This window comes from Streptomyces achromogenes subsp. achromogenes (assembly GCF_000720835.1).
GTDB classification, from domain to species: domain Bacteria; phylum Actinomycetota; class Actinomycetes; order Streptomycetales; family Streptomycetaceae; genus Streptomyces; species Streptomyces achromogenes.
The window spans coordinates 81300-105450 of the sequence record NZ_JODT01000051.1 but is presented as its reverse complement, the minus strand read 5'-3'; the positions used below and the strand labels follow the sequence as shown (position 1 = coordinate 105450).

The following is a 24151-nucleotide window of genomic DNA, read 5'->3' as shown; positions in this document are numbered from 1 at the left end:
GCCGCAACGTCCGCTCCTACCTCGACCACCTGGCGATCAGGTGAGCGCCGTGCCGGCGATCGTCCTGGTCGGGCCGATGGGCGTGGGCAAGTCCACGGTGGGCCGGCTGCTCGCCGAACACCTCGGCGTGGGCTACCGGGACACCGACGACGACATCGTCGCCGCCCAGGGCCGCACCATCGCCGAGATCTTCGTGGACGAGGGCGAGCCCGCCTTCCGCGCGCTGGAGAAGGCGGCCGTGCGGGCGGCCCTCGCCGGGCACGACGGCGTCCTGGCGCTGGGCGGCGGCGCCGTCCTGGACGAGGAGACGCGGGCGCTGCTGGCCGGGCACCGGGTGGTCTACCTGTCGATGGAGGTCGAGGAGGCCGTCAAGCGCACCGGCCTGAACGTGGCCCGCCCGCTGCTCGCGGTCAACCCGCGCAAGCAGTGGCGCGAGCTGATGGAAGCACGTCGGCACCTGTACGAACAGGTCGCGGTCGCGGTGGTCGCGACGGACGGCCGTACCCCCGAAGAGGTCACGCAGAGCGTGCTGGACGCACTGGAGTTGAAGCAGCGATGAGCGACGCAGTCACCCGGATCCAGGTCGGGGCCACGGCGGGCACGGACGCCTACGAGGTGCTGGTCGGCCGGCAACTGCTGGGCGAGCTGGCCGGACTGATCGGCGAGCGCGCCAAGCGGGTCGCGGTGATCCACCCGGAGGCGCTCGCGGAGACCGGTGAGGCGCTGCGGGCCGACCTGGCCGGGCAGGGCTACGAGGCGGTCGCGATCCAGGTGCCCAACGCCGAGGAGGCCAAGACCGCCGAGGTCGCCGCCTACTGCTGGAAGGCACTGGGCCAGTGCGGCTTCACCCGCACGGACGTCATCGTCGGCGTCGGCGGCGGCTCCACCACGGACCTGGCCGGGTTCGTCGCGGCGACCTGGCTGCGCGGGGTGCGCTGGGTGGCGATCCCGACCACCGTGCTGGCCATGGTGGACGCGGCGGTCGGCGGCAAGACCGGGATCAACACCGCCGAGGGCAAGAACCTCGTCGGCGCCTTCCACCCGCCCGCCGGTGTGCTGTGCGACCTGGCCGCGCTGGACTCGCTGCCGGTCCACGACTACGTCTCCGGCCTGGCCGAGGTCATCAAGGCGGGATTCATCGCCGACCCGGCGATCCTGGACCTGATCGAGGCCGACCCCGAGGCCGCCCGCACCCCGGCCGGCCCGCACACCGCCGAGCTGATCGAGCGGTCGATCCGGGTCAAGGCCGAGGTGGTCTCCGCGGACCTGAAGGAGTCCGGGCTGCGGGAGATCCTCAACTACGGCCACACCCTGGGCCACGCGATCGAGAAGAACGAGCGGTACAAGTGGCGGCACGGCGCCGCGGTCTCCGTCGGCATGCACTTCGCCGCCGAACTGGGCCGTCTGGCGGGCCGCCTGGACGACGCGACCGCCGACCGGCACCGCGCCATCCTGGAAGCCGTCGGCCTGCCCCTGCACTACCGCTACGACCAGTGGCCCAAGCTGCTGGAGACGATGAAGGTCGACAAGAAGTCCCGCGGCGACCTGCTCCGCTTCATCGTCCTGGACGGACTGGCCAGGCCCACCGTCCTGGAAGGTCCCGACCCGGCCGTCCTCCTCGCCGCGTACGGCGAGGTCGGGCAGTAGGTCCCGGACTGTTCCCTCCGTCCGATTCCCTTCCCCGACCGGGCACTTCGGACCGCCCCCGGCCGTTTCACCGAACGACGGCCGGGGACGGTACCGTTCGGTAGGCAGTGGGGGCGTGCCCCCGCCGCCGGCAGCACAGTGCCTGTACGAGACGAAAGTGGCAACGGATGCAGCACGCAGTGGGTTCTCCGCTGCCGCCGCCCCACCAGCCGGGGCAGGGGCCGCACGCCGGCTGGGTGCCGGCACCCTCTCAGCCGGCCGCCCACCGGCCGGCCCCCTACCAGTCGGCCGCCCACCCCCAGGGCCCGCACCCGGGAGCCCCCCGGCAGCCCGCGCCCGTACCCCCGCCGCCCCCGGGCTTCCCGGCCACCCCGCCGGGCCCCGTCCCGCCGGCCCCGCAGCAGCCTCCGGCCTCCCACGGGTCCCCGGCGCCACAGCCCCCCGTGCCGCACCCGTCCACGGCCCCGCAGCGGCCCCCCGCGCCCTCCGGGCCGGCGTCCGCGCCGCCCGCTCCGGCGCCGTCCGGCCATGACGCCACCGGACATGTGCCGCTGCCGCCCGGCGGCCCGGTCGGCACGCCCGCGGCGCCGCCCGCCCCGGCCCCGGACCCCTCGGCCGCCACCCTCGCCGTTCTGCTCATCGGCCCGGCCGGCGCGGGCAAGACCAGCGTCGCCAAGTACTGGGCGGACCACCGGCGCGTCCCCACCGCCCACATCAGCCTCGACGACGTGCGCGAATGGGTCCGCTCCGGCTTCGCCGACCCCCAGTCCGGCTGGAACGAGAACTCCGAGGCCCAGTACCGCCTGGCCCGCCGCACCTGCGGCTTCGCCGCCCGGAACTTCCTGGCCAACGGCATCTCCTGCATCCTGGACGACGCCGTCTTCCCGGACCGCCCGGTCGTGGGCCTCGGCGGCTGGAAGCGGCACGTGGGCCCCGGCCTGCTCCCGGTGGTCCTGCTGCCGGGCCTGGACATCGTCCTGGAGCGCAACGCCGAACGCACCGGCAATCGCCGCCTCACCGACGAGGAGGTGGCCCGCATCCACGGCCGCATGGCCGGCTGGTACGGCTCGGGCCTGCCGATCATCGACAACTCCCAGCTGGACATCCCCGGCACGGCGAAGGTCCTGGACGAGGTCCTGGCGCGGGCGATAGCGAGCCCACCGAGCTGGTAGGCGGCCACCCGCGACCCCACTCGGCCCCTCCCGATCGGCACAACCCGGACAAAGCTCCTACGCTCATCTCATGTCAGAGGTGTACGCGAACCGCCGATCCCGGCTGAGGGACCACGTCAACGCGGCCGGCACCGCGGCAGCGCTCGTCACCCGCCCGGCCAACGTCCGCTATCTAGCCGCCGCGGCCCCGCAGGGCTCCGTCCTGCTGCTCGGCAGGGGCGAGGACCTCCTGGTGTGCGCCGGCCCGCCGGACGAGCGCCCCTGTGAGGGCAGGCCGGACGAGAGCGTGCGCCTGCACGTCCTGCCGGTGAACGGGGGCGACACCGCCGTGGCCGCGGCCGGTCTCGCCCTCGCCCAGGGCGCCGACTCCCTGGCGATCGAGGAACACCACCTCACCGTGTCCCGCCACCGCGCCCTCGCCTGTGACGCCCCCGGACTGCGCCTGACCGACCTCGGCGGGGCCGTCGAGCAGCTCAGGGTGGTCAAGGACGAGGAGGAGATCTCCTGCCTCCGCATCGGCGCCGAGATCGCCGACCAGGCCCTCGGCGAGCTGCTGGAGTCCATCCTGGTCGGCCGCACCGAACGGCACCTCGCGCTGGAGCTGGAGCGGCGCCTGGTCGACCACGGCGCCGACGGCCCGGCCTTCCCCACCTCCGTGGCCACCGGACCGCACGCCGGCCGCCGCGGTCACCGTCCCACCGACCGGCGCGTGGAGGAGGGCGACTTCCTCTCCGTCTGCCTGGGGGCCACCTACCGCGGCTACCGCTGCGAGATCGGCCGGACCTTCGTCATCGGCACCTCGCCGGCCGACTGGCAGATCGAGCTGTACGACCTCGTCTTCGCCGCCCAGCGCGCCGGACGGGAGTTCCTCGCGCCGGGAGCGGCCTGCCGTGACGTGGACCGCGCGGCGCGCCAGGTGCTGGACTCGGCGGGCTATGCGGAAGCCCTGCCACCGCTGACCGGGCACGGTGTCGGACTCGAAATGGAGGAGGACCCGCAGTTGGCCCCCTCGGCCATGGGTAAACTGGACGCTTGCGTGCCGGTCACCGTCGAACCGGGGGTCCACCTCCCGGGCCGGGGCGGTGTCCGGATCGATGACACGCTCGTCGTGCGCCCCGAGGCGGACGGCGGACCCGAGCTACTCACCATCACGACCAAGGAGCTGCTCGCGCTGTAGCGCGTGACCCGGGGTCGTACGTCAGTCCAGGAGATTCCGCAACCGTGGCTTCCACGAACGACCTCAAGAACGGCATGGTGCTCAAGCTCGAAGGCGGCCAGCTCTGGTCCGTCGTCGAGTTCCAGCACGTCAAGCCCGGCAAGGGCCCGGCCTTCGTGCGTACCAAGCTCAAGAACGTGCTCTCCGGCAAGGTGGTCGACAAGACCTTCAACGCCGGCGTCAAGGTCGAGACGGCCACTGTCGACAAGCGCACCATGCAGTTCTCGTACATGGACGGCGAGTACTTCGTCTTCATGGACATGGACACCTACGACCAGCTCATGGTCGACCGCAAGGCCGTCGGCGACGCCGCGAACTTCCTGATCGAGGGCTTCGAGGCCACGGTCGCCCAGCACGAGGGCGAGGTGCTCTTCGTCGAGCTGCCGGCCGCCGTCGAGCTGACGATCCAGGAGACCGAGCCCGGCGTCCAGGGCGACCGCTCCACCGGTGGCACCAAGCCCGCCATCCTGGAGACCGGCCACCAGATCCAGGTCCCGCTCTTCATCACCACCGGTGAGAAGATCAAGGTCGACACCCGCACCAGCGACTACCTCGGCCGGGTGAACAGCTAACCGTGGCTGCCCGCAACACGGCCCGCAAGCGCGCCTTCCAGATCCTCTTCGAGGGCGACCAGCGCGACGCCGACGTCCTGACGGTCCTCGCGGACTGGATCCGGCTGTCCCGGGCCGACACCCGGCAGCCCCCGGTCAGCGAGTACACGATGCAGCTGGTCGAGGGCTACGCGGAGCACGCGCGGCGGATCGACGAGCTGATCTCCCAGTACGCGGTGGGGTGGACGCTCGACCGGATGCCGGTCGTGGACCGCAACATCCTGCGCCTGGGCGCGTACGAGCTGATCTGGGTCGACGAGACCCCGGACGCCGTCGTCCTGGACGAGATGGTGCAGCTGGCGAAGGAGTTCTCCACCGACGAGTCGCCGTCGTTCGTCAACGGCCTGCTGGGCCGGCTGAAGGAACTCAAGCCGTCCCTGCGCCGGGACGAGGCGTAGAGCCCGGTACGACACCACAGGAGGGCCCGTGGCACGGTTCGGTGCCGCGGGCCCTCTGTCATAGGTGCCGAGACCCGGGAAAAAGCCGCCGGGGTGGCCGGAACCGTAAGATTCCGGCCACCCCGGCGGCACGTTTCTGCTCAGCTGTGGCTGCTTGTCACGCCTCTTCGTGCGTGGCCACCGCGCGGCGCGCGTCCGCGTCCAGGACGCCCCAGCTGATCAGCTGCTCGGTGAGGACCGAGGGCGACTGGTCGTAGATGACGGCGAGTGTGCGCAGATCGTCCTGGCGGATGGAGAGCACCTTGCCGTTGTAGTCACCGCGCTGGGACTGGATCGTCGCCGCGTAGCGCTGCAGGGGGCCCGCCTTCTCGGCCGGCACGGTGGCCAGCCGCTCCAGGTCCAGGACCAGCTTCGGCGGCGGCTCGGCGGCGCCGCCCGGAGTGGTGCCCGGCAGGAGCTCCTGCACCGGAACGCCATAGAAATCGGCCAGCTCGGCGAGGCGCTGCACGGTCACGGCACGGTCGCCGCGCTCGTACGAACCCACCACCACGGCCTTCCAGCGACCCTGGGACTTCTCCTCGACACCGTGGAGGGAAAGGCCCTGCTGGGTGCGGATGGCCCGGAGCTTGGCCCCGAGCTGTTTGGCGTATTCGCTGGACATATAGCTCCCCGGACACTGTGTCGACGCGACCGGACTGTCTTCCCGCCGCGCGGCTGGTAACTCACTGTGAGGTTACGCAGCGTGACTCTCCTGCGTCAAGCCGAATGGTCCACACCGGCTCTTCCGTGGTAGCGGCCGCCCGTTAGGCCAAGAGGGTGACAGAAGGCCCTCGGAGGACCTGGTACGGTGGATGGCGCAATTCCGACGTCCTTTAAGGTCCGTCCCGTGAGGCGGAGAAGGAGGTCCGTTTCGTATGGACACGCACGACACACCCGTGCATCCGCAAGCGTCCGATGCCCGGCCCGTGCTCGAAGGCCCCGACATCGCGCGGGTGCTGACCCGTATCGCCCACGAGATCGTCGAGCGCGCCAAGGGCGCCGACGACGTGGTGCTCCTCGGCATTCCGACCCGGGGCGTCTTCCTCGCCCGGCGGCTCGCCGCCAAGCTGGCGCAGATCACCGACCGCGAGATCCCGGTCGGCTCCCTCGACATCACCATGTACCGCGACGACCTGCGCATGCACCCGCCGCGTGCGCTGGCCCGCACCGAGATTCCCGGTGACGGCATCGACGGCAAGCTGGTCGTCCTCGTCGACGACGTGCTCTTCTCCGGCCGCACCATCCGCGCCGCCCTGGACGCCCTGAACGACATCGGGCGCCCCCGCGCGGTACAGCTCGCGGTCCTGGTCGACCGCGGTCACCGCGAACTGCCGATCCGCGCCGACTACGTCGGCAAGAACCTCCCCACGTCGCTGCGGGAGACGGTCAAGGTCCAGCTCGCCGAGGAGGACGGTCGCGACACCGTGCTGCTCGGCGCCAAGCCGGCCGCCCAGTAGCACGACAGGCGCACGGCCGCCTTGGCGTGCCCCCGCACGCGCCTGTCTGCCCGAAATCTCCCGAATGAACTGCCTTACGGAGCCTGTCAGATGCAGCGCCATCTCATCTCGGCCGCCGACCTCACCCGCGACGACGCCGTCCTGATCCTCGACACCGCCGAGGAGATGTCCCGGGTCGCCGACCGGCCGATCAAGAAGCTGCCGACCCTGCGCGGCCGGACGGTCGTCAACCTCTTCTTCGAGGACTCCACGCGAACGCGCATCTCCTTCGAGGCCGCCGAGAAGCGGCTGTCCGCGGACGTCATCAACTTCTCCGCCAAGGGCTCGTCGGTGTCCAAGGGCGAGTCCCTGAAGGACACCGCCCAGACCCTGGAGGCCATGGGCGTCGACGCCGTGGTCATCCGGCACGGCGCCTCCGGGGCCCCGTACCGGCTCGCCAACTCCGGCTGGATCGACGCGGCCGTCATCAACGCCGGCGACGGCACCCACCAGCACCCCACCCAGGCCCTGCTGGACGCCTTCACCCTGCGCCGCCGGCTGGTCGGCCGCGACGCCGGCCTCGGCCAGGACCTGTCCGGCAAGCGGATCACCGTCGTCGGCGACGTCCTGCACAGCCGGGTCGCCCGCTCCAACGTCGACCTGCTGCACACCCTCGGCGCCGAGGTCACCCTGGTCGCCCCGCCCACCCTGGTGCCGGTCGGCGTCGAGTCCTGGCCGTGCGCCGTCTCCTACGACCTGGACAGCACGCTGCCCAAGTGCGACGCCGTGATGATGCTGCGCGTCCAGCGCGAACGCATGAACGCGGCCTTCTTCCCCACCGAGCGCGAGTACTCCCGGCGCTACGGCCTCGACGGCGACCGCATGGCCCGGCTGCCCGAGCACGCGATCGTGATGCACCCCGGCCCGATGGTCCGCGGCATGGAGATCACCGCCGAGGTCGCCGACTCCGGGCGCTGCACCGCCGTCGAACAGGTCGCCAACGGCGTCTCCATCCGGATGGCCGTCCTGTACCTGCTGCTCGGTGGCAACGAGCCCGCCGTCACCCACTCTCGTACCGAGGAGAAGTAAGACCGTGAGCAAGATCCTGATCCGTGGTGCGAAGGTGCTCGGCGGCGAACCGCAGGACGTGCTGATCGACGGCGAGACCATCGCCGAGGTGGGCACGGGCCTGAGTGCCGAGGGCGCCGAGGTGGTCGAGGCCGGCGGCAAGGTGCTGCTGCCGGGCCTGGTCGACCTGCACACCCACCTGCGCGAGCCGGGCCGCGAGGACTCCGAGACCGTCCTCACCGGCACCCGCGCGGCGGCGAGCGGCGGATACACGGCCGTCTTCGCCATGGCCAACACCTTCCCGGTCGCCGACACCGCCGGCGTGGTCGAGCAGGTCTGGCGGCTGGGCCGGGAGCACGGCTACTGCGACGTCCAGCCGATCGGCGCCGTCACCGTCGGTCTGGAGGGCAGGAAGCTCGCCGAGCTCGGCGCCATGCACGAGTCCGCCGCCGGCGTCACCGTCTTCTCCGACGACGGCAAGTGCGTGGACGACGCGGTGATCATGCGCCGCGCGCTGGAGTACGTGAAGGCCTTCGACGGCGTCGTCGCCCAGCACGCGCAGGAGCCGCGGCTCACCGAGGGCGCCCAGATGAACGAGGGCGTCGTCTCCGCCGAGCTGGGCCTGGGCGGCTGGCCCGCCGTCGCCGAGGAGTCGATCATCGCCCGGGACGTGCTGCTCGCCGACCACGTCGGCTCCCGCGTCCACATCTGCCACCTGTCGACCGCCGGCAGCGTCGAGATCGTCCGCTGGGCCAAGTCCCGCGGCATCCGGGTCACCGCCGAGGTCACCCCGCACCACCTGCTGCTGACCGACGAGCTGGTGCGCACCTACAACCCCGTCTACAAGGTCAACCCGCCGCTGCGCACCGAGCGCGACGTCACGGCGCTGCGCGAGGCGCTCGCCGATGGCACGATCGACATCGTCGCCACCGACCACGCCCCGCACCCGCACGAGGACAAGGACTGCGAGTGGGCCGCCGCCGCCATGGGCATGGTCGGCCTGGAGACCGCGCTGTCGGTGGTCCAGGAGACCATGGTCGACACGGGCCTGCTGGACTGGGCCGGCGTCGCCGACCGGATGTCCGTCAAGCCCGCGCGCATCGGACAGGCCACCGGACACGGCCGCCCCGTCTCGGCTGGTGAGCCCGCGAACCTCACCCTCGTCGACACGGCATACCGTGGCCCGGTGGACCCCGCGGGCTTCGCCTCGCGCAGCCGCAACACCCCCTACGAGGGCCGTGAGCTGCCGGGCCGTGTGACGCACACGTGGCTGCGGGGCAAGGCCACGCTCGTCGACGGGAAGCTCACGTGACACCTGTAATCCTGCTGGCCGAGGCGAAGAAGTCGGCCGAGGTCACCGACTGGGGGGCCCGGATCGGCTGGCTCGTCGGCCTGGCCCTGTTCATCGCGCTGGTCTACTGGCTGATGCGCGAGGGCTGGAAGTGGCGCGGCACCCTCCAGGCGGGCCTGCCGCCGCTGCCCGCCGCGCCCGAGGACACCGGCCCGGCCAGACTGAGCATGAGCGGCCGCTACCACGGCTCCACCACCGCCGGGCAGTGGCTGGACCGCATCGTGGCCCACGGCCTGGGCACCCGCAGCCGGGCCGAGCTCACCCTGACCGACGCGGGCCTCGAGGTCGAGCGCCCCGGCGCCGCCGACTTCTTCGTCCCCCGCGCCGCCCTGCGCGGCGCCCGCCTGGACAAGGGCATCGCCGGCAAGGTCCTCACCGAGGGCGGACTGCTGGTGGTGACCTGGCAGCACGGCGACAAGCTGATCGACTCCGGTTTCCGCTCGGACCGCTCGGCCGAGCACGCCGAGTGGGCCGACACCCTGAATCAGATGACCAACGACACGGAAGGCGCACGATGACGACCTCCACCAGGGGAACCGCCAGGGTTCCCGCCGTACTCGTCCTGGAGGACGGCCGCACCTTCCGCGGCCGCGCCTACGGGGCCGTGGGGGAGACCTTCGGCGAGGCCGTGTTCTCCACCGGCATGACCGGCTACCAGGAGACCCTCACCGACCCGTCGTACGACCGCCAGATCGTCGTCGCGACCGCCCCGCAGATCGGCAACACCGGCTGGAACGACGAGGACGACGAGTCGGCCCGCATCTGGGTCTCCGGCTACGTCGTGCGTGACCCCGCGCGCGTGCCGTCCAACTGGCGGGCCAAGCGCTCCCTGGACGACGAGCTGGAGCGCCAGGGCGTGGTCGGCATCTCCGGCATCGACACCCGCGCCCTCACCCGCCACCTGCGCGAGCGCGGCTCCATGCGGGCCGGCATCTTCTCCGGCGAGGCCCTCGCCCCCGAGGCGGACCTGCTGGCGCGCGTACAGGCCCAGCCGCAGATGAAGGGCGCGAGCCTCTACGAGGAGGTCGCGACCAAGGAGGCGTACGTCGTCCCGGCCGTGGGCGAGAAGCGCTTCACCGTCGCCGCCATCGACCTCGGCATCAAGGGCATGACCCCGCACCGCATGGCCGAGCGCGGCATCGAGGTGCACGTCCTGCCCGCCACCGCCACCGCCGACGACGTCTACGCCGTCGACCCGGACGGCGTGTTCTTCTCCAACGGCCCCGGCGACCCGGCGACCGCCGACGGCCCGGTGGCCCTGATGACCGCCGTCCTGGAGCGCAGGACGCCCCTGTTCGGCATCTGCTTCGGCAACCAGATCCTCGGCCGCGCCCTCGGCTTCGGCACCTACAAGCTGAAGTACGGCCACCGCGGCATCAACCAGCCGGTCCAGGACCGTACGACCGGCAAGGTCGAGGTCACCGCGCACAACCACGGCTTCGCCGTGGACGCGCCGCTCGACAAGGTCAGCGAGACGAAGTTCGGCCGCGCCGAGGTCTCGCACGTCTGCCTGAACGACAACGTCGTGGAGGGGCTCCAGCTGCTCGACCAGCCCGCCTTCTCCGTCCAGTACCACCCCGAAGCGGCAGCCGGTCCGCACGACGCCGCCTACCTGTTCGACCGCTTCGTTTCCCTGATGGAGGGCCAGCGTGCCTAAGCGCACCGATATCCAGTCCGTCCTGGTCATCGGCTCCGGCCCGATCGTCATCGGCCAGGCCGCCGAGTTCGACTACTCCGGCACCCAGGCGTGCCGCGTGCTCAAGGCCGAGGGCCTGCGCGTCATCCTGGTCAACTCCAACCCGGCGACGATCATGACCGACCCGGAGATCGCCGACGCCACCTACGTCGAGCCGATCACCCCCGAGTTCGTCGAGAAGATCATCGCCAAGGAGCGCCCGGACGCCCTGCTGCCCACCCTGGGCGGCCAGACGGCCCTGAACACCGCCATCTCCCTGCACGAGAACGGCGTGCTCGCCAAGTACGGCGTGGAGCTGATCGGCGCCAAGCCCGAGGCGATCCACAAGGGCGAGGACCGCGACCAGTTCAAGATGGTCGTGGAGGAGGTCCGCAAGAAGATCGGGTACGGCGAGTCCGCCCGCTCGGTGATCTGCCACTCCATGGACGACGTCCTCAAGGGCGTCGAGACCCTCGGCGGCTACCCGGTCGTCGTCCGCCCCTCCTTCACCATGGGCGGCGCCGGCTCCGGCTTCGCGCACGACGAGGAGGAGCTGCGCCGCATCGCCGGCCAGGGCCTGACGCTCTCCCCGACCACCGAGGTGCTCCTGGAGGAGTCCATCCTCGGCTGGAAGGAGTACGAGCTGGAGCTGATGCGCGACAAGAACGACAACGTCGTGGTCGTCTGCTCCATCGAGAACTTCGACCCGATGGGCGTGCACACCGGTGACTCCATCACCGTCGCGCCCTCGATGACGCTGACCGACCGCGAGTACCAGATCCTGCGGGACATCGGCATCGCCGTCATCCGCGAGGTCGGCGTCGACACCGGCGGCTGCAACATCCAGTTCGCGGTCAACCCCGAGGACGGCCGCGTCATCGTCATCGAGATGAACCCGCGCGTGTCGCGTTCCTCGGCGCTCGCCTCCAAGGCCACCGGCTTCCCGATCGCCAAGATCGCCGCCAAGCTGGCCGTCGGCTACACGCTGGACGAGATCCCGAACGACATCACCCAGGAGACCCCGGCCTCCTTCGAGCCGACCCTGGACTACGTGGTCGTCAAGGCCCCCCGGTTCGCCTTCGAGAAGTTCCCGCAGGCCGACTCCACGCTGACCACCACCATGAAGTCGGTCGGCGAGGCCATGGCCATCGGCCGCAACTTCCCCGAGGCCTTCCAGAAGGCGATGCGCTCGCTGGAGAAGAAGGGCAGCCAGTTCACCTTCGTGGGCGACCCCGGCGACAAGACCGCCCTGCTGGAGCGGGCCGTACGGCCCACCGACGGCCGGATCAACACGGTCATGCAGGCCATCCGCGCCGGCGCCACGCCCGAGGAGGTCTTCGACTACACGAAGATCGACCCCTGGTTCGTCGACCAGCTGTTCCTGATCAAGGAGATCGCCGACGAGCTGGCCGAGGCCCCCGAGCTGACCGCCGAGCTGCTCGCCGACGCCAAGCGGCACGGCTTCTCCGACCAGCAGATCGGCGAGATCCGCGGCCTGCGCGAGGACGTCGTCCGCGAGGTCCGGCACGCCCTCGGCGTCCGCCCGGTCTACAAGACGGTCGACACCTGCGCCGCCGAGTTCGCCGCGAAGACGCCGTACTTCTACTCCTCCTACGACGAGGAGAGCGAGGTCGCCCCGCGCGAGAAGCCGGCCGTCATCATCCTCGGCTCCGGCCCGAACCGCATCGGCCAGGGCATCGAGTTCGACTACTCCTGCGTCCACGCCTCCTTCGCGCTGGCCGACGCCGGGTACGAGACGGTGATGGTCAACTGCAACCCGGAGACCGTCTCCACGGACTACGACACCTCCGACCGCCTGTACTTCGAGCCGCTGACGCTGGAAGACGTGCTGGAGATCGTCCACGCGGAGCAGCAGGCCGGCCCGGTCGCGGGCGTCATCGTCCAGCTCGGCGGGCAGACCCCGCTCGGCCTGTCGCAGGCCCTGAAGGACAACGGCGTGCCGATCGTGGGCACCTCCCCGGAGGCCATCCACGCGGCCGAGGACCGCGGCGCCTTCGGCCGCGTCCTCGCCGAGGCCGGCCTGCCCGCCCCCAAGCACGGCACGGCCACCACCTTCGCCGAGGCCAAGGCCATCGCCGACGAGATCGGCTACCCGGTCCTGGTCCGGCCGTCGTACGTGCTCGGCGGACGCGGCATGGAGATCGTCTACGACGAGACCCGCCTCGCCTCCTACATCGCCGAGTCGACCGAGATCAGCCCCTCCCGGCCGGTCCTCGTCGACCGCTTCCTGGACGACGCCATCGAGATCGACGTCGACGCGCTCTACGACGGCGAGGAGCTGTACCTCGGCGGTGTGATGGAGCACATCGAGGAGGCCGGCATCCACTCCGGCGACTCGGCGTGCGCCCTGCCCCCGATCACCCTCGGCGGCTTCGACATCAAGCGGCTGCGCGCCTCCACCGAGGCCATCGCCAAGGGCGTCGGCGTGCGCGGTCTGATCAACATCCAGTTCGCGATGGCCGGCGACATCCTCTACGTCCTGGAGGCCAACCCGCGCGCCTCCCGCACGGTGCCCTTCACCTCGAAGGCGACCGCGGTGCCGCTCGCCAAGGCCGCCGCCCGGATCTCGCTGGGCGCGACCATCGCCGAGCTGCGCGCCGAGGGCCTGCTGCCGAAGACCGGCGACGGCGGCGAGCTGCCGCTGGACGCGCCGATCTCCGTCAAGGAGGCCGTCCTGCCGTGGTCGCGGTTCCGCGACATCCACGGTCGGGGCGTGGACACCGTCCTCGGCCCGGAGATGCGCTCCACGGGCGAGGTCATGGGCATCGACTCCGTCTTCGGCACGGCGTACGCCAAGTCGCAGGCGGGTGCCTACGGCCCGCTGCCCACCAAGGGCCGCGCGTTCATCTCCGTCGCCAACCGCGACAAGCGCTCGATGATCTTCCCGGCGCGCGAGTTGGTCGCCCACGGCTTCGAGCTGCTCGCCACCTCCGGCACCGCCGAGGTCCTCAAGCGCAACGGCATCAACGCCACGGTCGTGCGCAAGCAGTCCGAGGGCACCGGCCCGAACGGCGAGCGGACCATCGTCCAGCTCATCCACGACGGCGAGGTCGACCTCATCGTCAACACCCCGTACGGCACCGGCGGCCGCCTCGACGGCTACGACATCCGTACGGCCGCGGTGGCCCGCTCCGTGCCGTGCCTGACGACCGTCCAGGCGCTCGCGGCGGCCGTCCAGGGCATCGATGCCCTCAACCACGGGGACGTGGGCGTCCGCTCCCTCCAGGAACACGCGGAACGCCTGACCGCCGCCCGCGACTAGCAGCCCCGAGGGGGACACCGGAAACGGTGTCCCCCTCTTCACGAGGACACCATGTACAAGATCTTTTTCCGGCTGGTCTTCCGCCGCATGGATCCGGAGCAGGCGCACCACCTGGCCTTCCGGTGGATCCGTCTCGCCGCCCGCGTCCCCGTGCTGCGCACCTTCGTCGCCGCCGCCCTCGCGCCCCGCTACAAGGAGCTGCGCACCGAGGCGTTCGGGCTGCGGATGCACGGCCCGTTCGGGCTGGCCGCCGGCTTCGACAAGAACGCCGTCGCGATCGACGGGATGTCGATGCTGGGCTTCGACCACGTCGAGATCGGCACGGTGACGGGGGAGCCCCAGCCCGGCAACCCCAAGAAGCGGCTGTTCCGGCTCGTCACCGACCGCGCGCTGATCAACCGCATGGGCTTCAACAACGACGGCTCGCTGGCCGTGGCCGCCCGCCTGGCCTCCCGCGAGGCCGTCTTCAAGACCGTCGTCGGCGTCAACATCGGCAAGACCAAGGTCGTCCCCGAGGCGGAGGCCGCCGCCGACTACGTGAAGTCGGCCGAGCGGCTCGCGCCGCACGCGGACTACCTGGTCGTCAACGTCTCCTCGCCCAACACCCCCGGCCTGCGCAACCTCCAGGCGGTGGACCACCTGCGCCCGCTGCTCGGCGCCGTGCGCGAGGCCGCCGACCGCGCCGTCCCCGGCCGGCGCGTCCCGCTGCTGGTGAAGATCGCCCCCGACCTCGCGGACGAGGACGTCGACGCGGTCGCCGACCTCGCCGTGGAACTGGGCCTGGACGGCATCATCGCCACCAACACCACCATCGCCCGCGAGGGCCTGGGCCTCGCTTCCGCGCCCGCGCTGGTGGCGGAGACCGGCGGCCTGTCCGGGGCGCCGCTCAAGGCACGCTCCCTGGAGGTCCTGCGGCGCCTGTACGCGCGCGTGGGCGACCGGATCACCCTGGTGGGTGTCGGTGGCATCGAGACCGCCGAGGACGCCTGGCAGCGCATTCTGGCCGGTGCGACGCTGGTCCAGGGCTACAGCGCCTTCATCTACGAGGGCCCCTTCTGGTGCCGGTCCATCCACAAGGGCCTCGCCGCGCGCCTGCGCACCAGCCCGTACGCCACCCTCGCCGACGCGGTCGGCGCCGATGTGAGGAAGTCCGCATGACCGCCCACCCGTCGCCCGACCACCACCCCTCAACGAGGCCCTCCGGGCCGCAGACATTTTCTGGAGAACCCTTCGGCGCCCGGCTGCGCCGCGCCATGGACGAGCGCGGCCCGCTGTGCGTCGGCATCGACCCGCACGCCTCCCTGCTCGCCGAGTGGGGCCTGGGCGACGACATCGCCGGCCTGGAGCGGTTCAGCCGCACGGTCGTCGAGGCCCTGGCCGACCGGGTGGCCGTCCTGAAGCCGCAGAGCGCCTTCTTCGAGCGGTTCGGCTCGCGCGGCCTCGCCGTGCTGGAGAAGTCGGTCCAGGAGGCGCGCGCGGCCGGCGCCCTGGTCGTGATGGACGCCAAGCGCGGCGACATCGGCTCCACCATGGCCGCCTACGCCGAGGCGTTCCTGCGCCCGGACGCCCCGCTGTTCTCCGACGCCCTGACCGTCTCGCCGTACCTCGGTTACGGCTCGCTCTCCCCGGCCGTCGCGCTGGCCCGGGAGAGCGGCGCCGGACTGTTCGTGCTGGCGCTCACCTCCAACCCGGAGGGCGGCGAGGTGCAGCACGCGGTGCGCGCCGACGGCCGCACGGTCGGGGCGACCATGCTGGCCCATCTGGCGGCCGAGAACGCGGGGGAGGAGCCGCTGGGCTCCTTCGGCGCGGTCGTCGGCGCCACACTCGGCGACCTGTCGTCGTACGACCTGGACATGGGCGGCCCGCTCCTCGCCCCCGGCATCGGTGCCCAGGGCGCGACCCCGGCCGACCTGCCCCGGGTCTTCGGGGCGGCCGTCCGCAACGTCGTGCCCAATGTCAGCCGGGGTGTGCTGCGGCACGGTCCCGACGCGGGGGCGCTGCGCGGGGCGGCCGAGCGGTTCGCGGCGGAGATCCGGCAGGCCGTCGCCGCGGCCTGAGCCACGGTCCGGGTGCCCGGCCGGAGCGCGATCACGCCGCCCGCGGCGTGAATACACCCTCAAATCGGGGGCAATATGTCCAAAATGTCGGACCTGACGGAGGCTGACCAGGACTTTTCCGCTGTTCTCGCTGACTCTGGCGGACTTGCCCGCTAGTCTCCGAGGCAGTGGGGAACCTCCCATGCCCCTTCAAGGCAGTGTGGGGAGGGCGGGCACTGTGTTGCTCGTGGCCCCCAGGTGTGGGGCGACCAGGTTCCTCACCGGTCCGTATCCGACAGTTCGACATCCGAGGTGACGTAGGCGTGGCTCTTCCGCCCCTTACCCCTGAACAGCGCGCAGCCGCGCTCGAAAAGGCCGCCGCGGCTCGCCGGGAGCGGGCCGAGGTCAAGAATCGACTCAAGCACTCCGGCGCTTCCTTGCACGAGGTCATCCAGCAGGGCCAGAAGAACGACGTCATCGGCAAGATGAAGGTCTCCGCGCTGCTGGAGTCCCTGCCGGGCGTGGGCAAGGTCCGCGCCAAGCAGATCATGGAGCGTCTGGGCATCTCCGAGAGCCGCCGCGTGCGTGGTCTCGGTTCGAACCAGATCGCCTCCCTGGAGCGCGAGTTCGGCAGCACCGGCTCCTGAGTCCGCCCGCCCGGCGGACCGGGAGTCCCGGGCACCCCGGGATTGCTGGAATAATCGCTGCATGAGTGAACGTCCGCGGCTGACCGTGCTCTCCGGCCCCTCGGGGGTCGGCAAGAGCACGGTCGTCGCCCATATGCGCAAGGAACACCCCGACGTCTGGCTCTCGGTGTCGGCGACCACCCGCACGCCGCGCCCCGGCGAGCAGCACGGAGTCCACTACTTCTTCGTCACCGACGAGGAGATGGACAAGCTGATCGCCAACGGCGAGCTGCTGGAGTGGGCCGAGTTCGCCGGCAACCGCTACGGCACGCCCCGCGCGGCCGTGCTGGAGCGGCTGGAGAAGGGCGAGCCGGTCCTGCTGGAGATCGACCTCCAGGGCGCCCGGCAGGTCCGCGAGTCCATGACCGACGCGCGGCTGGTGTTCCTGGCTCCGCCCTCCTGGGAGGAGCTGGTGCGCAGGCTCACCGGCCGGGGGACCGAGTCGCCCGAGGTCATCGAGCGCCGTCTCGAGGCGGCGCGGACCGAGCTGGCGGCCGAGCCGGAGTTCGATGTGACCTTGGTCAACACCTCCGTCGAGGACGTGGCCCGCGAGCTGCTAGCCTTGATGGACGTTGTGTGATCGTGACTGTGATCACGATGTCTGATTCTTTCCCATCCATCGGAAGGTAGAGCGTGTCCTCTTCCATCACCGCGCCCGAGGGCATCATCAACCCGCCGATCGACGAGCTTCTCGAGGCAACCGACTCGAAGTACAGCCTCGTGATCTACGCGGCCAAGCGTGCCCGCCAGATCAACGCGTACTACTCGCAGCTCGGTGAGGGACTCCTCGAGTACGTCGGTCCGCTCGTCGACACCCACGTGCACGAGAAGCCGCTCTCGATCGCCCTGCGCGAGATCAACGCCGGTCTGCTGACCTCCGAGGCTGTCGACGGCCCGGCGCAGTAGTACTTTCAGATCGCGATTGACTTATCCATAGGCCCGGCAGACATGCTGCCGGGCCTGTGGTGTGTCATGGGTGGTGCAGATTCTCGAATGCGAGGAGCCATGGTGGACAAGCCGAAGGTCGTACTGGGCGTCAGCGGCGGTATCGCCGCGTACAAGGCCTGTGAGCTGCTGCGAAGGTTCACGGAGTCGGGCCATGACGTCCGCGTGGTGCCCACCGCCTCCGCGCTGCACTTCGTCGGCGCCGCCACCTGGTCCGCGCTGTCCGGCAACCCGGTCGCCACCGAGGTCTGGGACGACGTCCACGAGGTTCCGCACGTCCGCATCGGCCAGCAGGCCGACCTGGTGGTGGTGGCCCCGGCCACCGCCGACCTGCTCGCCAAGGCCGCCCACGGCCTCGCCGGCGACCTGCTGACCAACACCCTGCTCACCGCCCGCTGCCCCGTCGTCTTCGCACCCGCGATGCACACCGAGATGTGGGAGCACCCGGCCACCCAGGAGAACGTCGCCACCCTGCGCCGACGCGGCGCCGTCGTCGTCGAGCCCGCCGTCGGCCGCCTCACCGGCGTCGACACCGGCAAGGGCCGGCTGCCCGACCCGGCCGAGATCTTCGAGGTCTGCCGCCGGGTGCTGGCCCGCGGCAGCGCCGCACCCGACCTCGAGGGACGGCACGTCGTCGTCTCCGCCGGCGGCACCCGCGAACCCCTCGACCCGGTCCGCTTCCTCGGCAACCGCTCCTCCGGCAAGCAGGGCTACGCCCTCGCCCGCACCGCCGCCGCCCGCGGCGCCCGGGTCACGCTGGTCGCGGCCAACACCGGCCTGCCCGACCCGGCGGGCGTGGACGTCGTCCGGGTGGGCACCGCCGTGCAGCTGCGCGAGGCCGTCCTGAAGGCCGCCGCGGACGCCGACGCCGTGGTCATGGCCGCCGCCGTGGCCGACTTCCGGCCGGCCGCCTATGCCGCCGGGAAGATCAAGAAGAAGGACGGCCAGGAGCCGGCCCCGATCGTCCTGGTGCGCAACCCGGACGTGCTCGCGGAGATCTCGGCCGACCGGGCCCGGCCCGGACAGGTGATCGTCGGCTTCGCCGCCGAGACCGACGACGTCCTCGCCAACGGACGCGCCAAGCTCGCCCGCAAGGGCTGTGACCTGCTCGTGGTCAACGAGGTGGGGGAGCGCAAGACCTTCGGCGCCGAGGAGAGCGAGGCCGTGGTGCTGGGCGCCGACGGCAGCGAGACCCCGGTGCCGTACGGCCCCAAGGAGGACCTCGCCGACACCGTCTGGGACCTGGTCGTCCGGCGTCTGGGCTGACCCGCGCAACCCGGCCGGGCCGGTCGGGGTCGTGTTCACGCCACGCCCGAATTGGGCGTGGCGACCCTGGCCAAGGCCGCCGGACATTGGGCAGAATGCCCGTGCCGCAGGTCACAGCGCTCCCGAGAGGCGAGACGGGTGGCCCGTCGGCGGAGTGCGACCGATAAACTGTTCACGGTCGACGCCGGGCGCAGCCCCGCGTCGATCGCAAATGATCAGCCAGCAGCCGCTGCAACCACAGGGAGCGTTGTGTCCCGTCGCCTGTTCACCTCGGAGTCCGTGACCGAGGGTCACCCCGACAAGATCGCTGACCAGATCAGCGACACCATTCTCGACGCGCTTCTGCGTGAGGACCCGACCTCCCGGGTCGCCGTGGAGACGCTCATCACCACCGGCCTGGTGCACGTGGCCGGCGAGGTGACGACCAAGGCCTACGCGGACATCGCGACCCTCGTCCGCAACAAGATCCTGGACATCGGCTACGACTCCTCCAAGAAGGGCTTCGACGGCGCCTCCTGCGGCGTGTCGGTGTCCATCGGCGCGCAGTCCCCGGACATCGCGCAGGGTGTCGACGCCGCCTACGAGGCCCGCGTCGAGGGCGACGACGACGAACTGGACCGGCAGGGCGCGGGCGAGGCAAGACCCAGGTCACCATCGAGTACGACGGCGACAAGGCCGTCCGCCTGGACACGGTGGTGGTCTCCTCCCAGCACGCCTCCGACATCGACCTGGAGTCGCTGCTCGCCCCCGACATCCGCGAGTTCGTCGTGGAGCCGGAGCTGAAGGCCCTGCTGGACGAGGGCATCAAGCTGGGTCGTGGCGGCCGGCCTGGCCTCCCGCTGCGAGGTCCAGGTCGCCTACGCCATCGGCAAGGCCGAGCCCGTCGGGCTGTTCGTGGAGACCTTCGGCACCCACAAGATCGACCCCGAGAAGATCGAGAAGGCGATCGACGAGGTCTTCGACCTCCGCCCGGCCGCGATCATCCGCGACCTCGACCTGCTCCGCCCGATCTACGGCCAGACCGCCGCGTACGGCCACTTCGGCCGCGAGCTGCCCGACTTCACCTGGGAGCGCACGGACCGCGTCGACGCCCTGCGTGCCGCCGCGGGCCTGTAACCCACGCCCGACCGTCCGAGGCCCGGCTCCCGATCGCGGGAGCCGGGCCTCGGCGTGTCGCGGGCCGGCCGGTGGCGGGCCGGCAGGCCGGGCATTGTCGGTGGGGTTTGGTAAGAATGCTGGCGTGAGCAGCGAGAACGGGGTGGGCCGGGGAGACGGGGGCGGTGGGGCCGAAGGGGCGCCGCCGGAGCAGCTCGCGCTGATCCGGGAGAGTGTGCGCAACGCCAAGGTGCCGCGGGCCAAGCCGCGGACCTGGCGGGGGGCCGCGCTGGCGCCGGAGCTGCCCGTCGCCCGGGTGCTGGTCGACAAGGGCGTGCTCCACCTCGACCGGTACTTCGACTACGCGGTGCCCGCCGAGCTGGACGCCCAGGCGCAGCCCGGGGTGCGGGTGCGGGTGCGGTTCGGGGCCGGGCGGCACCGGGTGCGCGAGGGGCGCCGGGAGGGCGGCGGGCTCATCGACGGCTTCCTCATCGAGCGCCGGGCCGAGTCCGACTACTCCGGACCACTGGCCGCGCTCGCCCAGGTCGTGTCGCCGGAGCCGGTGCTGGGCGAGGAGCTGCTCGGCCTCGCCCGGGCCGTCGCCGACCGGTACGCGGGCAGCCTCGCCGACGTGCTGCAACTGGCCGTACCGCCGCGCAACGCCCGCGCCGAGCAGCGGCCGTCCCCCGCGCCGCTGCCCCCGCCCCAGGCGCCCGACGCCGGTTCCTGGGCGCGGTACGAGCACGGGGGCGCCTTCCTCGACGCGCTGGCCTCCGGCGGGGCGCCCAGGGCCGTGTGGAACGCGCTGCCCGGACCCCAGTGGAGCGAGGAGCTGGCCCGGGCCGTCGCCGCCACCCTCGCCTCCGGGCGGGGCGCCCTGGTGGTCGTACCGGACGGGCGGGCCGCCGCGCGCGTCGACGCCGCGCTGACCGCGCTGCTCGGCCCCGGCCGGCACGCGCTGCTCACCGCCGACGCCGGGCCCGAGAAGCGGTACGCGCAGTGGCTGGCGGTGCGGCGCGGTTCCGTGCGCGCCGTCGTCGGGACGCGGGCGGCGATGTTCGCGCCCGTGCGGGACCTTGGGCTCGTCGCCGTCTGGGACGACGGCGACGACAGCCACAGCGAGCCGCACGCCCCGCAGCCGCACGCCCGCGATGTGCTGCTGCTGCGGGCCGCGCTGGACCGGTGCGCCTTCCTGCTGGGCAGCTGGGGCTGCACCGTGGAGGCCGCCCAGCTCGTCGAGACCGGCTGGGCCCGGCCGCTGGTCGCCGGGCGCGAGCAGGTGCGCCGGGCCGCGCCGCTCGTCCGGACCGTCGGGGACGAGGACCTCGCGCGTGACGAGGCGGCCCGCGCCGCCCGGCTGCCCAGCCTCGCCTGGCAGGCGGCCCGCGAGGGGCTGCGGCACGGGCCGGTGCTGGTGCAGGTCCCCCGGCGCGGTTACACCCCCCGCATGGCGTGCGCCCGGTGCCGGGCCCCCGCCCGGTGCCGGCACTGCTCCGGGCCGCTGGAGGGTCAGGACGCGGGCGTGCTGCGGTGCGGCTGGTGCGGGCAAGGGGAGAGCGCCTGGCACTGCCCGGAGTGCGGCGGCTTCCGGCTCCGCGCCCAGATCGTGGGCGCGCGCCGCACCGCCGAGGAACTGGGGCGCGCGTTTCCGGCCGTACCGGTGCGCACCTCGGGGCGCGAGCACGTACTGGACACCGTTCCGGACACGCCCGCGCTGGTGGTCAGCACGCCGGGCGCCGAACCGGTCGCCGAGGGCGGCTACGCGGCGGCCCTGCTCCTGGACGGCTGGGCGATGCTCGGGCGTCCCGACCTGCGGGCCGGGGAGGACGCGCTGCGCCGGTGGATCGCCGCCGGTGCGCTGGTGCGGCCGCAGGGCGAGGGGGGCACCGTGGTCGTGGTGGCCGAGCCCACCCTGCGGCCCGTCCAGGCGCTGGTGCGCTGGGACCCCGTCGGGCATGCCGTGCGCGAACTGTCGGAGCGGGCCGAACTGGGCTTCCCGCCGGTGTCCCGGATGGCGGCCGTGTCCGGACCGCCCGCCGCCGTCGCCGAGTTCCTGACGGCCGTCGAACTGCCGCCGGGCGCCGAGGTGCTGGGCCCGGTGCCGCTGCCACCCCCGCAGCCCGGCCGGCCGCGCAGGCCCGGCGCGCCCCCGCCCGGCGAGCACTGGGAACGGGCCCTCGTCCGCGTCCCACCGGGCAGCGGCGCCGCCCTGGCCACGGCCCTGAAGACCGCCCAGGCCGCCCGCCTGGCGCGCGGCGGCGCCGACCAGGTACGGATCCGCGTCGACCCACCGGACATCGGCTGAACCACCCGGTACCGGCCACGGGACGCCGAGGCCGGGGACGGCTGCCGGGCACGGACGGGCCGCTCCCGATGCTCCTGCGCACCTGCCCTTACGCCGCTGCCCCTACGCCGTCCGCCCCCACACGTCCGCCCCCACACGTCCGCCTCTACACGTCCGCCCTCCCAGGTCGCTCCGGGAGGGCGGGGGACGGGGCGGCCGGTGGGTCAGCCGTTGCGGGGGCTGGGGAAGGGGGCGGGGCGGGTGTCGTCGCGCCGGGCGGGGGCGGTCGCGGTCGGCTGGGTGGGCAGGGAACGGGCCGCGGGCACCGTCGGCACGGTGGGCAGCCCGGTGTTCACCTTGATCGTGCGGGTGCCGGACGGCTCCGGCGTGCGCTCCGCCTCGGCCGCCGCCTGGGCCGCCGCGCGGCGGGCGCCGTAGCGGCGGTGCACCGCCTGTTTGGTGACCCCGAGCGCCGAGCCCACCGCGTCCCACGAGAAACCGAGTGAGCGGTCGAAGTCCACCGCGGCCGTGACCAGGGTCTCGACACTGTCGCGGAGTTCCTGGGCGAGGCGGACCGTCGGGGCGGGGGCGCGTCCGTAGACGACGAAGCCCGTGGACGGGCCGGAGCGGCGCGGGCGGTAGACGTTGCCCAGCTGGGCGGTGAGCGTGCGCAGCGCGTCCACCTGCCGGCGGACCCGCTCGATGTCCCGCACCAGCAAGTGCAGGCTGGCCCGGGCCTGGGCGTCGTGGGTTGCGTGGTCGGCCATGAACAAGCCTCTCGAACCGGCGTTGAAAGGAATTCGGCCGCGAAAGCGGCCCGATGTGGTCAACTCTTTCTTGACCAACGCGCCGACCCTCCGCTGGTCACGGGCTGGGGGCGTACAGGCATATGCGTACGCCGGTCGCCCTCCCGCGCGCCGTCCATGGTCATAGACTGGTGCGCTGCCCGACCGACCCCGCCCGAGAGGCCCGATCCCGCCCATGAAGCTCGTCTTCGCCGGTACCCCCGAGGTCGCCGTTCCCGCCCTGGACGCCCTGCTCGCCTCCGGACGGCACGAGGTGGCCGCCGTCGTCACGCGGCCCGACGCGCCGGCCGGGCGCGGGCGCAGGCTGGTCGCGTCCCCCGTGGCCGAGCGGGCGGAGGAGGCCGGGATCGAGGTGCTGAAGCCGCTCAAGCCCCGGGACGCGGACTTCCTGGAGCGGCTGAAGCAGATCGCCCCGGACTGCTGCCCGGTCGTCGCCTACGGCGCCCTGCTGCCCCGGCCCGCCCTGGACATCCCGGCCCACGGCTGGGTCAACCTGCACTTCTCGCTGCTGCCCGCCTGGCGCGGTGCCGCGCCCGTGCAGCACGCCGTCATGGCGGGCGACGAGATCACCGGGGCGTCCACCTTCCTCATCGAGGAGGGCCTGGACTCCGGGCCCGTCTACGGCACCGTCACCGAGGAGATCCGCCCCACCGACACCAGCGGCGACCTGCTCACCCGGCTCGCCTTCGCGGGCGCCGGACTGCTCGCCGCCACCATGGACGGCATCGAGGACGGCACCCTGAAGGCCGTACCGCAGCCCGCCGAGGGCGTCTCCCTCGCGCCGAAGATCACCGTCGAGGACGCCCGGGTGGACTGGGCGGCGCCCGCGCTGCGCGTCGACCGGGTCGTGCGCGGCTGCACCCCGGCGCCCGGCGCCTGGACCACCTTCCGCGGCGAGCGGCTCAAGCTCGTCCAGGTCACCCCCGTGCCCGAGCGCACCGGCCTCGCCCCGGGCCGGCTCTCGGTGGGCAAGAACAGCGTGCACGTCGGCACCGGCTCGTACGCCGTCGAACTGCTCTGGGTGCAGGCCCAGGGCAAGAAGCCGATGCGCGCGGCGGACTGGGCGCGCGGGGTGCGCATCGTGGAGGGCGAGACGCTCGGCGGCTGACGCCCCGGGCGGCGGTGGCGGGGACGCGC

Annotated in this window: 22 protein-coding genes and 1 pseudogene; 21 read left to right on the top strand and 2 right to left on the bottom strand. The window is 72.5% G+C overall.

Annotated elements, in window-relative coordinates; all coding sequences use genetic code 11:
- Positions 1 to 40 precede the first annotated feature (40 nt).
- The 6 genes from IH25_RS0134815 (at position 41) to nusB (ending at position 5044) form a co-directional block, all read left to right on the top strand.
- Positions 41 to 559: a shikimate kinase gene (locus IH25_RS0134815; RefSeq protein ID WP_030620262.1), complete on the top strand. Its 519-nt coding sequence runs from the start codon at positions 41 to 43 to the stop codon at positions 557 to 559.
- Positions 556 to 1647: a 3-dehydroquinate synthase gene (aroB, locus tag IH25_RS0134810; protein WP_030620260.1), complete on the top strand. Its 1092-nt coding sequence runs from the start codon at positions 556 to 558 to the stop codon at positions 1645 to 1647. Before IH25_RS0134815 ends, aroB begins: the two co-directional genes overlap by 4 nt.
- Before the next feature lie 167 nt (positions 1648 to 1814).
- Positions 1815 to 2819, top strand: coding sequence for an AAA family ATPase (locus IH25_RS0134805; protein WP_078844575.1), 1005 nt, complete (start codon positions 1815 to 1817; stop codon positions 2817 to 2819).
- 70 nt (positions 2820 to 2889) lie between these two features.
- Entirely contained in the window at positions 2890 to 3996 is a 1107-nt protein-coding gene (locus IH25_RS0134800) for an aminopeptidase P family protein (protein WP_030620255.1), read from the top strand.
- A 44-nt stretch (positions 3997 to 4040) separates the two neighbouring features.
- Positions 4041 to 4607, top strand: coding sequence for an elongation factor P (efp, locus tag IH25_RS0134795; protein WP_030620252.1), 567 nt, complete (start codon positions 4041 to 4043; stop codon positions 4605 to 4607).
- Between the two features lie 2 nt (positions 4608 to 4609).
- A complete protein-coding gene (gene nusB, locus IH25_RS0134790; protein ID WP_030620249.1) occupies positions 4610 to 5044 on the top strand; it encodes a transcription antitermination factor NusB in 435 nt (144 codons plus the stop codon).
- A 157-nt stretch (positions 5045 to 5201) separates the two neighbouring features.
- On the opposite strand, the gene bldD is transcribed toward nusB, so the two are convergent.
- The gene (gene bldD, locus IH25_RS0134785; RefSeq protein WP_014671524.1) at positions 5202 to 5705 is read right to left on the bottom strand and encodes a transcriptional regulator BldD; all 504 of its coding nucleotides are present in this window, start codon (positions 5703 to 5705) and stop codon (positions 5202 to 5204) included.
- A gap of 253 nt (positions 5706 to 5958) precedes the next feature.
- Between bldD and pyrR the strand changes: the two genes are divergently transcribed.
- The 14 genes and pseudogenes from pyrR (at position 5959) to IH25_RS0134715 (ending at position 22229) form a co-directional block, all read left to right on the top strand.
- Positions 5959 to 6540, top strand: coding sequence for a bifunctional pyr operon transcriptional regulator/uracil phosphoribosyltransferase PyrR (pyrR, locus tag IH25_RS0134780; protein ID WP_030620245.1), 582 nt, complete (start codon positions 5959 to 5961; stop codon positions 6538 to 6540).
- A 90-nt stretch (positions 6541 to 6630) separates the two neighbouring features.
- Positions 6631 to 7608, top strand: coding sequence for an aspartate carbamoyltransferase catalytic subunit (locus tag IH25_RS0134775; protein ID WP_030620241.1), 978 nt, complete (start codon positions 6631 to 6633; stop codon positions 7606 to 7608).
- A gap of 4 nt (positions 7609 to 7612) precedes the next feature.
- The gene (locus IH25_RS0134770; protein ID WP_030620238.1) at positions 7613 to 8899 is read left to right on the top strand and encodes a dihydroorotase; all 1287 of its coding nucleotides are present in this window, start codon (positions 7613 to 7615) and stop codon (positions 8897 to 8899) included.
- A complete protein-coding gene (locus IH25_RS0134765; protein WP_030620235.1) occupies positions 8896 to 9456 on the top strand; it encodes a PH-like domain-containing protein in 561 nt (186 codons plus the stop codon). The genes IH25_RS0134770 and IH25_RS0134765 overlap by 4 nt, the downstream gene beginning before the upstream one ends.
- Entirely contained in the window at positions 9453 to 10595 is a 1143-nt protein-coding gene (carA, locus tag IH25_RS0134760) for a glutamine-hydrolyzing carbamoyl-phosphate synthase small subunit (protein WP_030620232.1), read from the top strand. The genes IH25_RS0134765 and carA overlap by 4 nt, the downstream gene beginning before the upstream one ends.
- Complete coding sequence (gene carB / locus IH25_RS0134755; RefSeq protein ID WP_030620229.1) at positions 10588 to 13896, top strand: carbamoyl-phosphate synthase large subunit; 3309 nt, start codon at positions 10588 to 10590, stop codon at positions 13894 to 13896. Before carA ends, carB begins: the two co-directional genes overlap by 8 nt.
- Before the next feature lie 51 nt (positions 13897 to 13947).
- Positions 13948 to 15054 carry a quinone-dependent dihydroorotate dehydrogenase gene (locus IH25_RS0134750; RefSeq protein WP_030620227.1) on the top strand — a complete coding sequence of 369 codons (1107 nt, stop codon included), beginning with the start codon at positions 13948 to 13950 and terminating at the stop codon, positions 15052 to 15054.
- Complete coding sequence (gene pyrF, locus IH25_RS0134745) at positions 15051 to 15953, top strand: orotidine-5'-phosphate decarboxylase (RefSeq protein ID WP_078844574.1); 903 nt, start codon at positions 15051 to 15053, stop codon at positions 15951 to 15953. The genes IH25_RS0134750 and pyrF overlap by 4 nt, the downstream gene beginning before the upstream one ends.
- A 302-nt stretch (positions 15954 to 16255) precedes the next feature.
- Positions 16256 to 16579, top strand: a complete 324-nt coding sequence (locus IH25_RS0134740; protein WP_016572363.1) for an integration host factor — start codon at positions 16256 to 16258, stop codon at positions 16577 to 16579.
- Between the two features lie 61 nt (positions 16580 to 16640).
- On the top strand, positions 16641 to 17198 hold the full coding sequence (gmk, locus tag IH25_RS0134735) for a guanylate kinase (RefSeq protein WP_030620217.1): 558 nt from the start codon (positions 16641 to 16643) through the stop codon (positions 17196 to 17198).
- 53 nt (positions 17199 to 17251) lie between these two features.
- Positions 17252 to 17524 (top strand): DNA-directed RNA polymerase subunit omega, encoded by a 273-nt coding sequence (gene rpoZ / locus IH25_RS0134730; RefSeq protein ID WP_030620214.1) that lies wholly within the window; start codon positions 17252 to 17254, stop codon positions 17522 to 17524.
- 99 nt (positions 17525 to 17623) lie between these two features.
- Positions 17624 to 18829 (top strand): bifunctional phosphopantothenoylcysteine decarboxylase/phosphopantothenate--cysteine ligase CoaBC, encoded by a 1206-nt coding sequence (gene coaBC / locus IH25_RS0134725; protein ID WP_245172974.1) that lies wholly within the window; start codon positions 17624 to 17626, stop codon positions 18827 to 18829.
- A gap of 249 nt (positions 18830 to 19078) precedes the next feature.
- Positions 19079 to 19945, top strand: a pseudogene (locus IH25_RS38110) (methionine adenosyltransferase).
- A 124-nt stretch (positions 19946 to 20069) separates the two neighbouring features.
- On the top strand, positions 20070 to 22229 hold the full coding sequence (locus IH25_RS0134715) for a primosomal protein N' (RefSeq protein WP_030620209.1): 2160 nt from the start codon (positions 20070 to 20072) through the stop codon (positions 22227 to 22229).
- Between the two features lie 203 nt (positions 22230 to 22432).
- On the opposite strand, the gene IH25_RS0134710 is transcribed toward IH25_RS0134715, so the two are convergent.
- Positions 22433 to 22975 (bottom strand): hypothetical protein, encoded by a 543-nt coding sequence (locus IH25_RS0134710; RefSeq protein WP_030620207.1) that lies wholly within the window; start codon positions 22973 to 22975, stop codon positions 22433 to 22435.
- A 214-nt stretch (positions 22976 to 23189) separates the two neighbouring features.
- On the opposite strand from IH25_RS0134710, the gene fmt reads away from it, so the two are divergent.
- Positions 23190 to 24122 (top strand): methionyl-tRNA formyltransferase, encoded by a 933-nt coding sequence (gene fmt, locus IH25_RS0134705; RefSeq protein WP_030620203.1) that lies wholly within the window; start codon positions 23190 to 23192, stop codon positions 24120 to 24122.
- Positions 24123 to 24151: the final 29 nt, after the last annotated feature.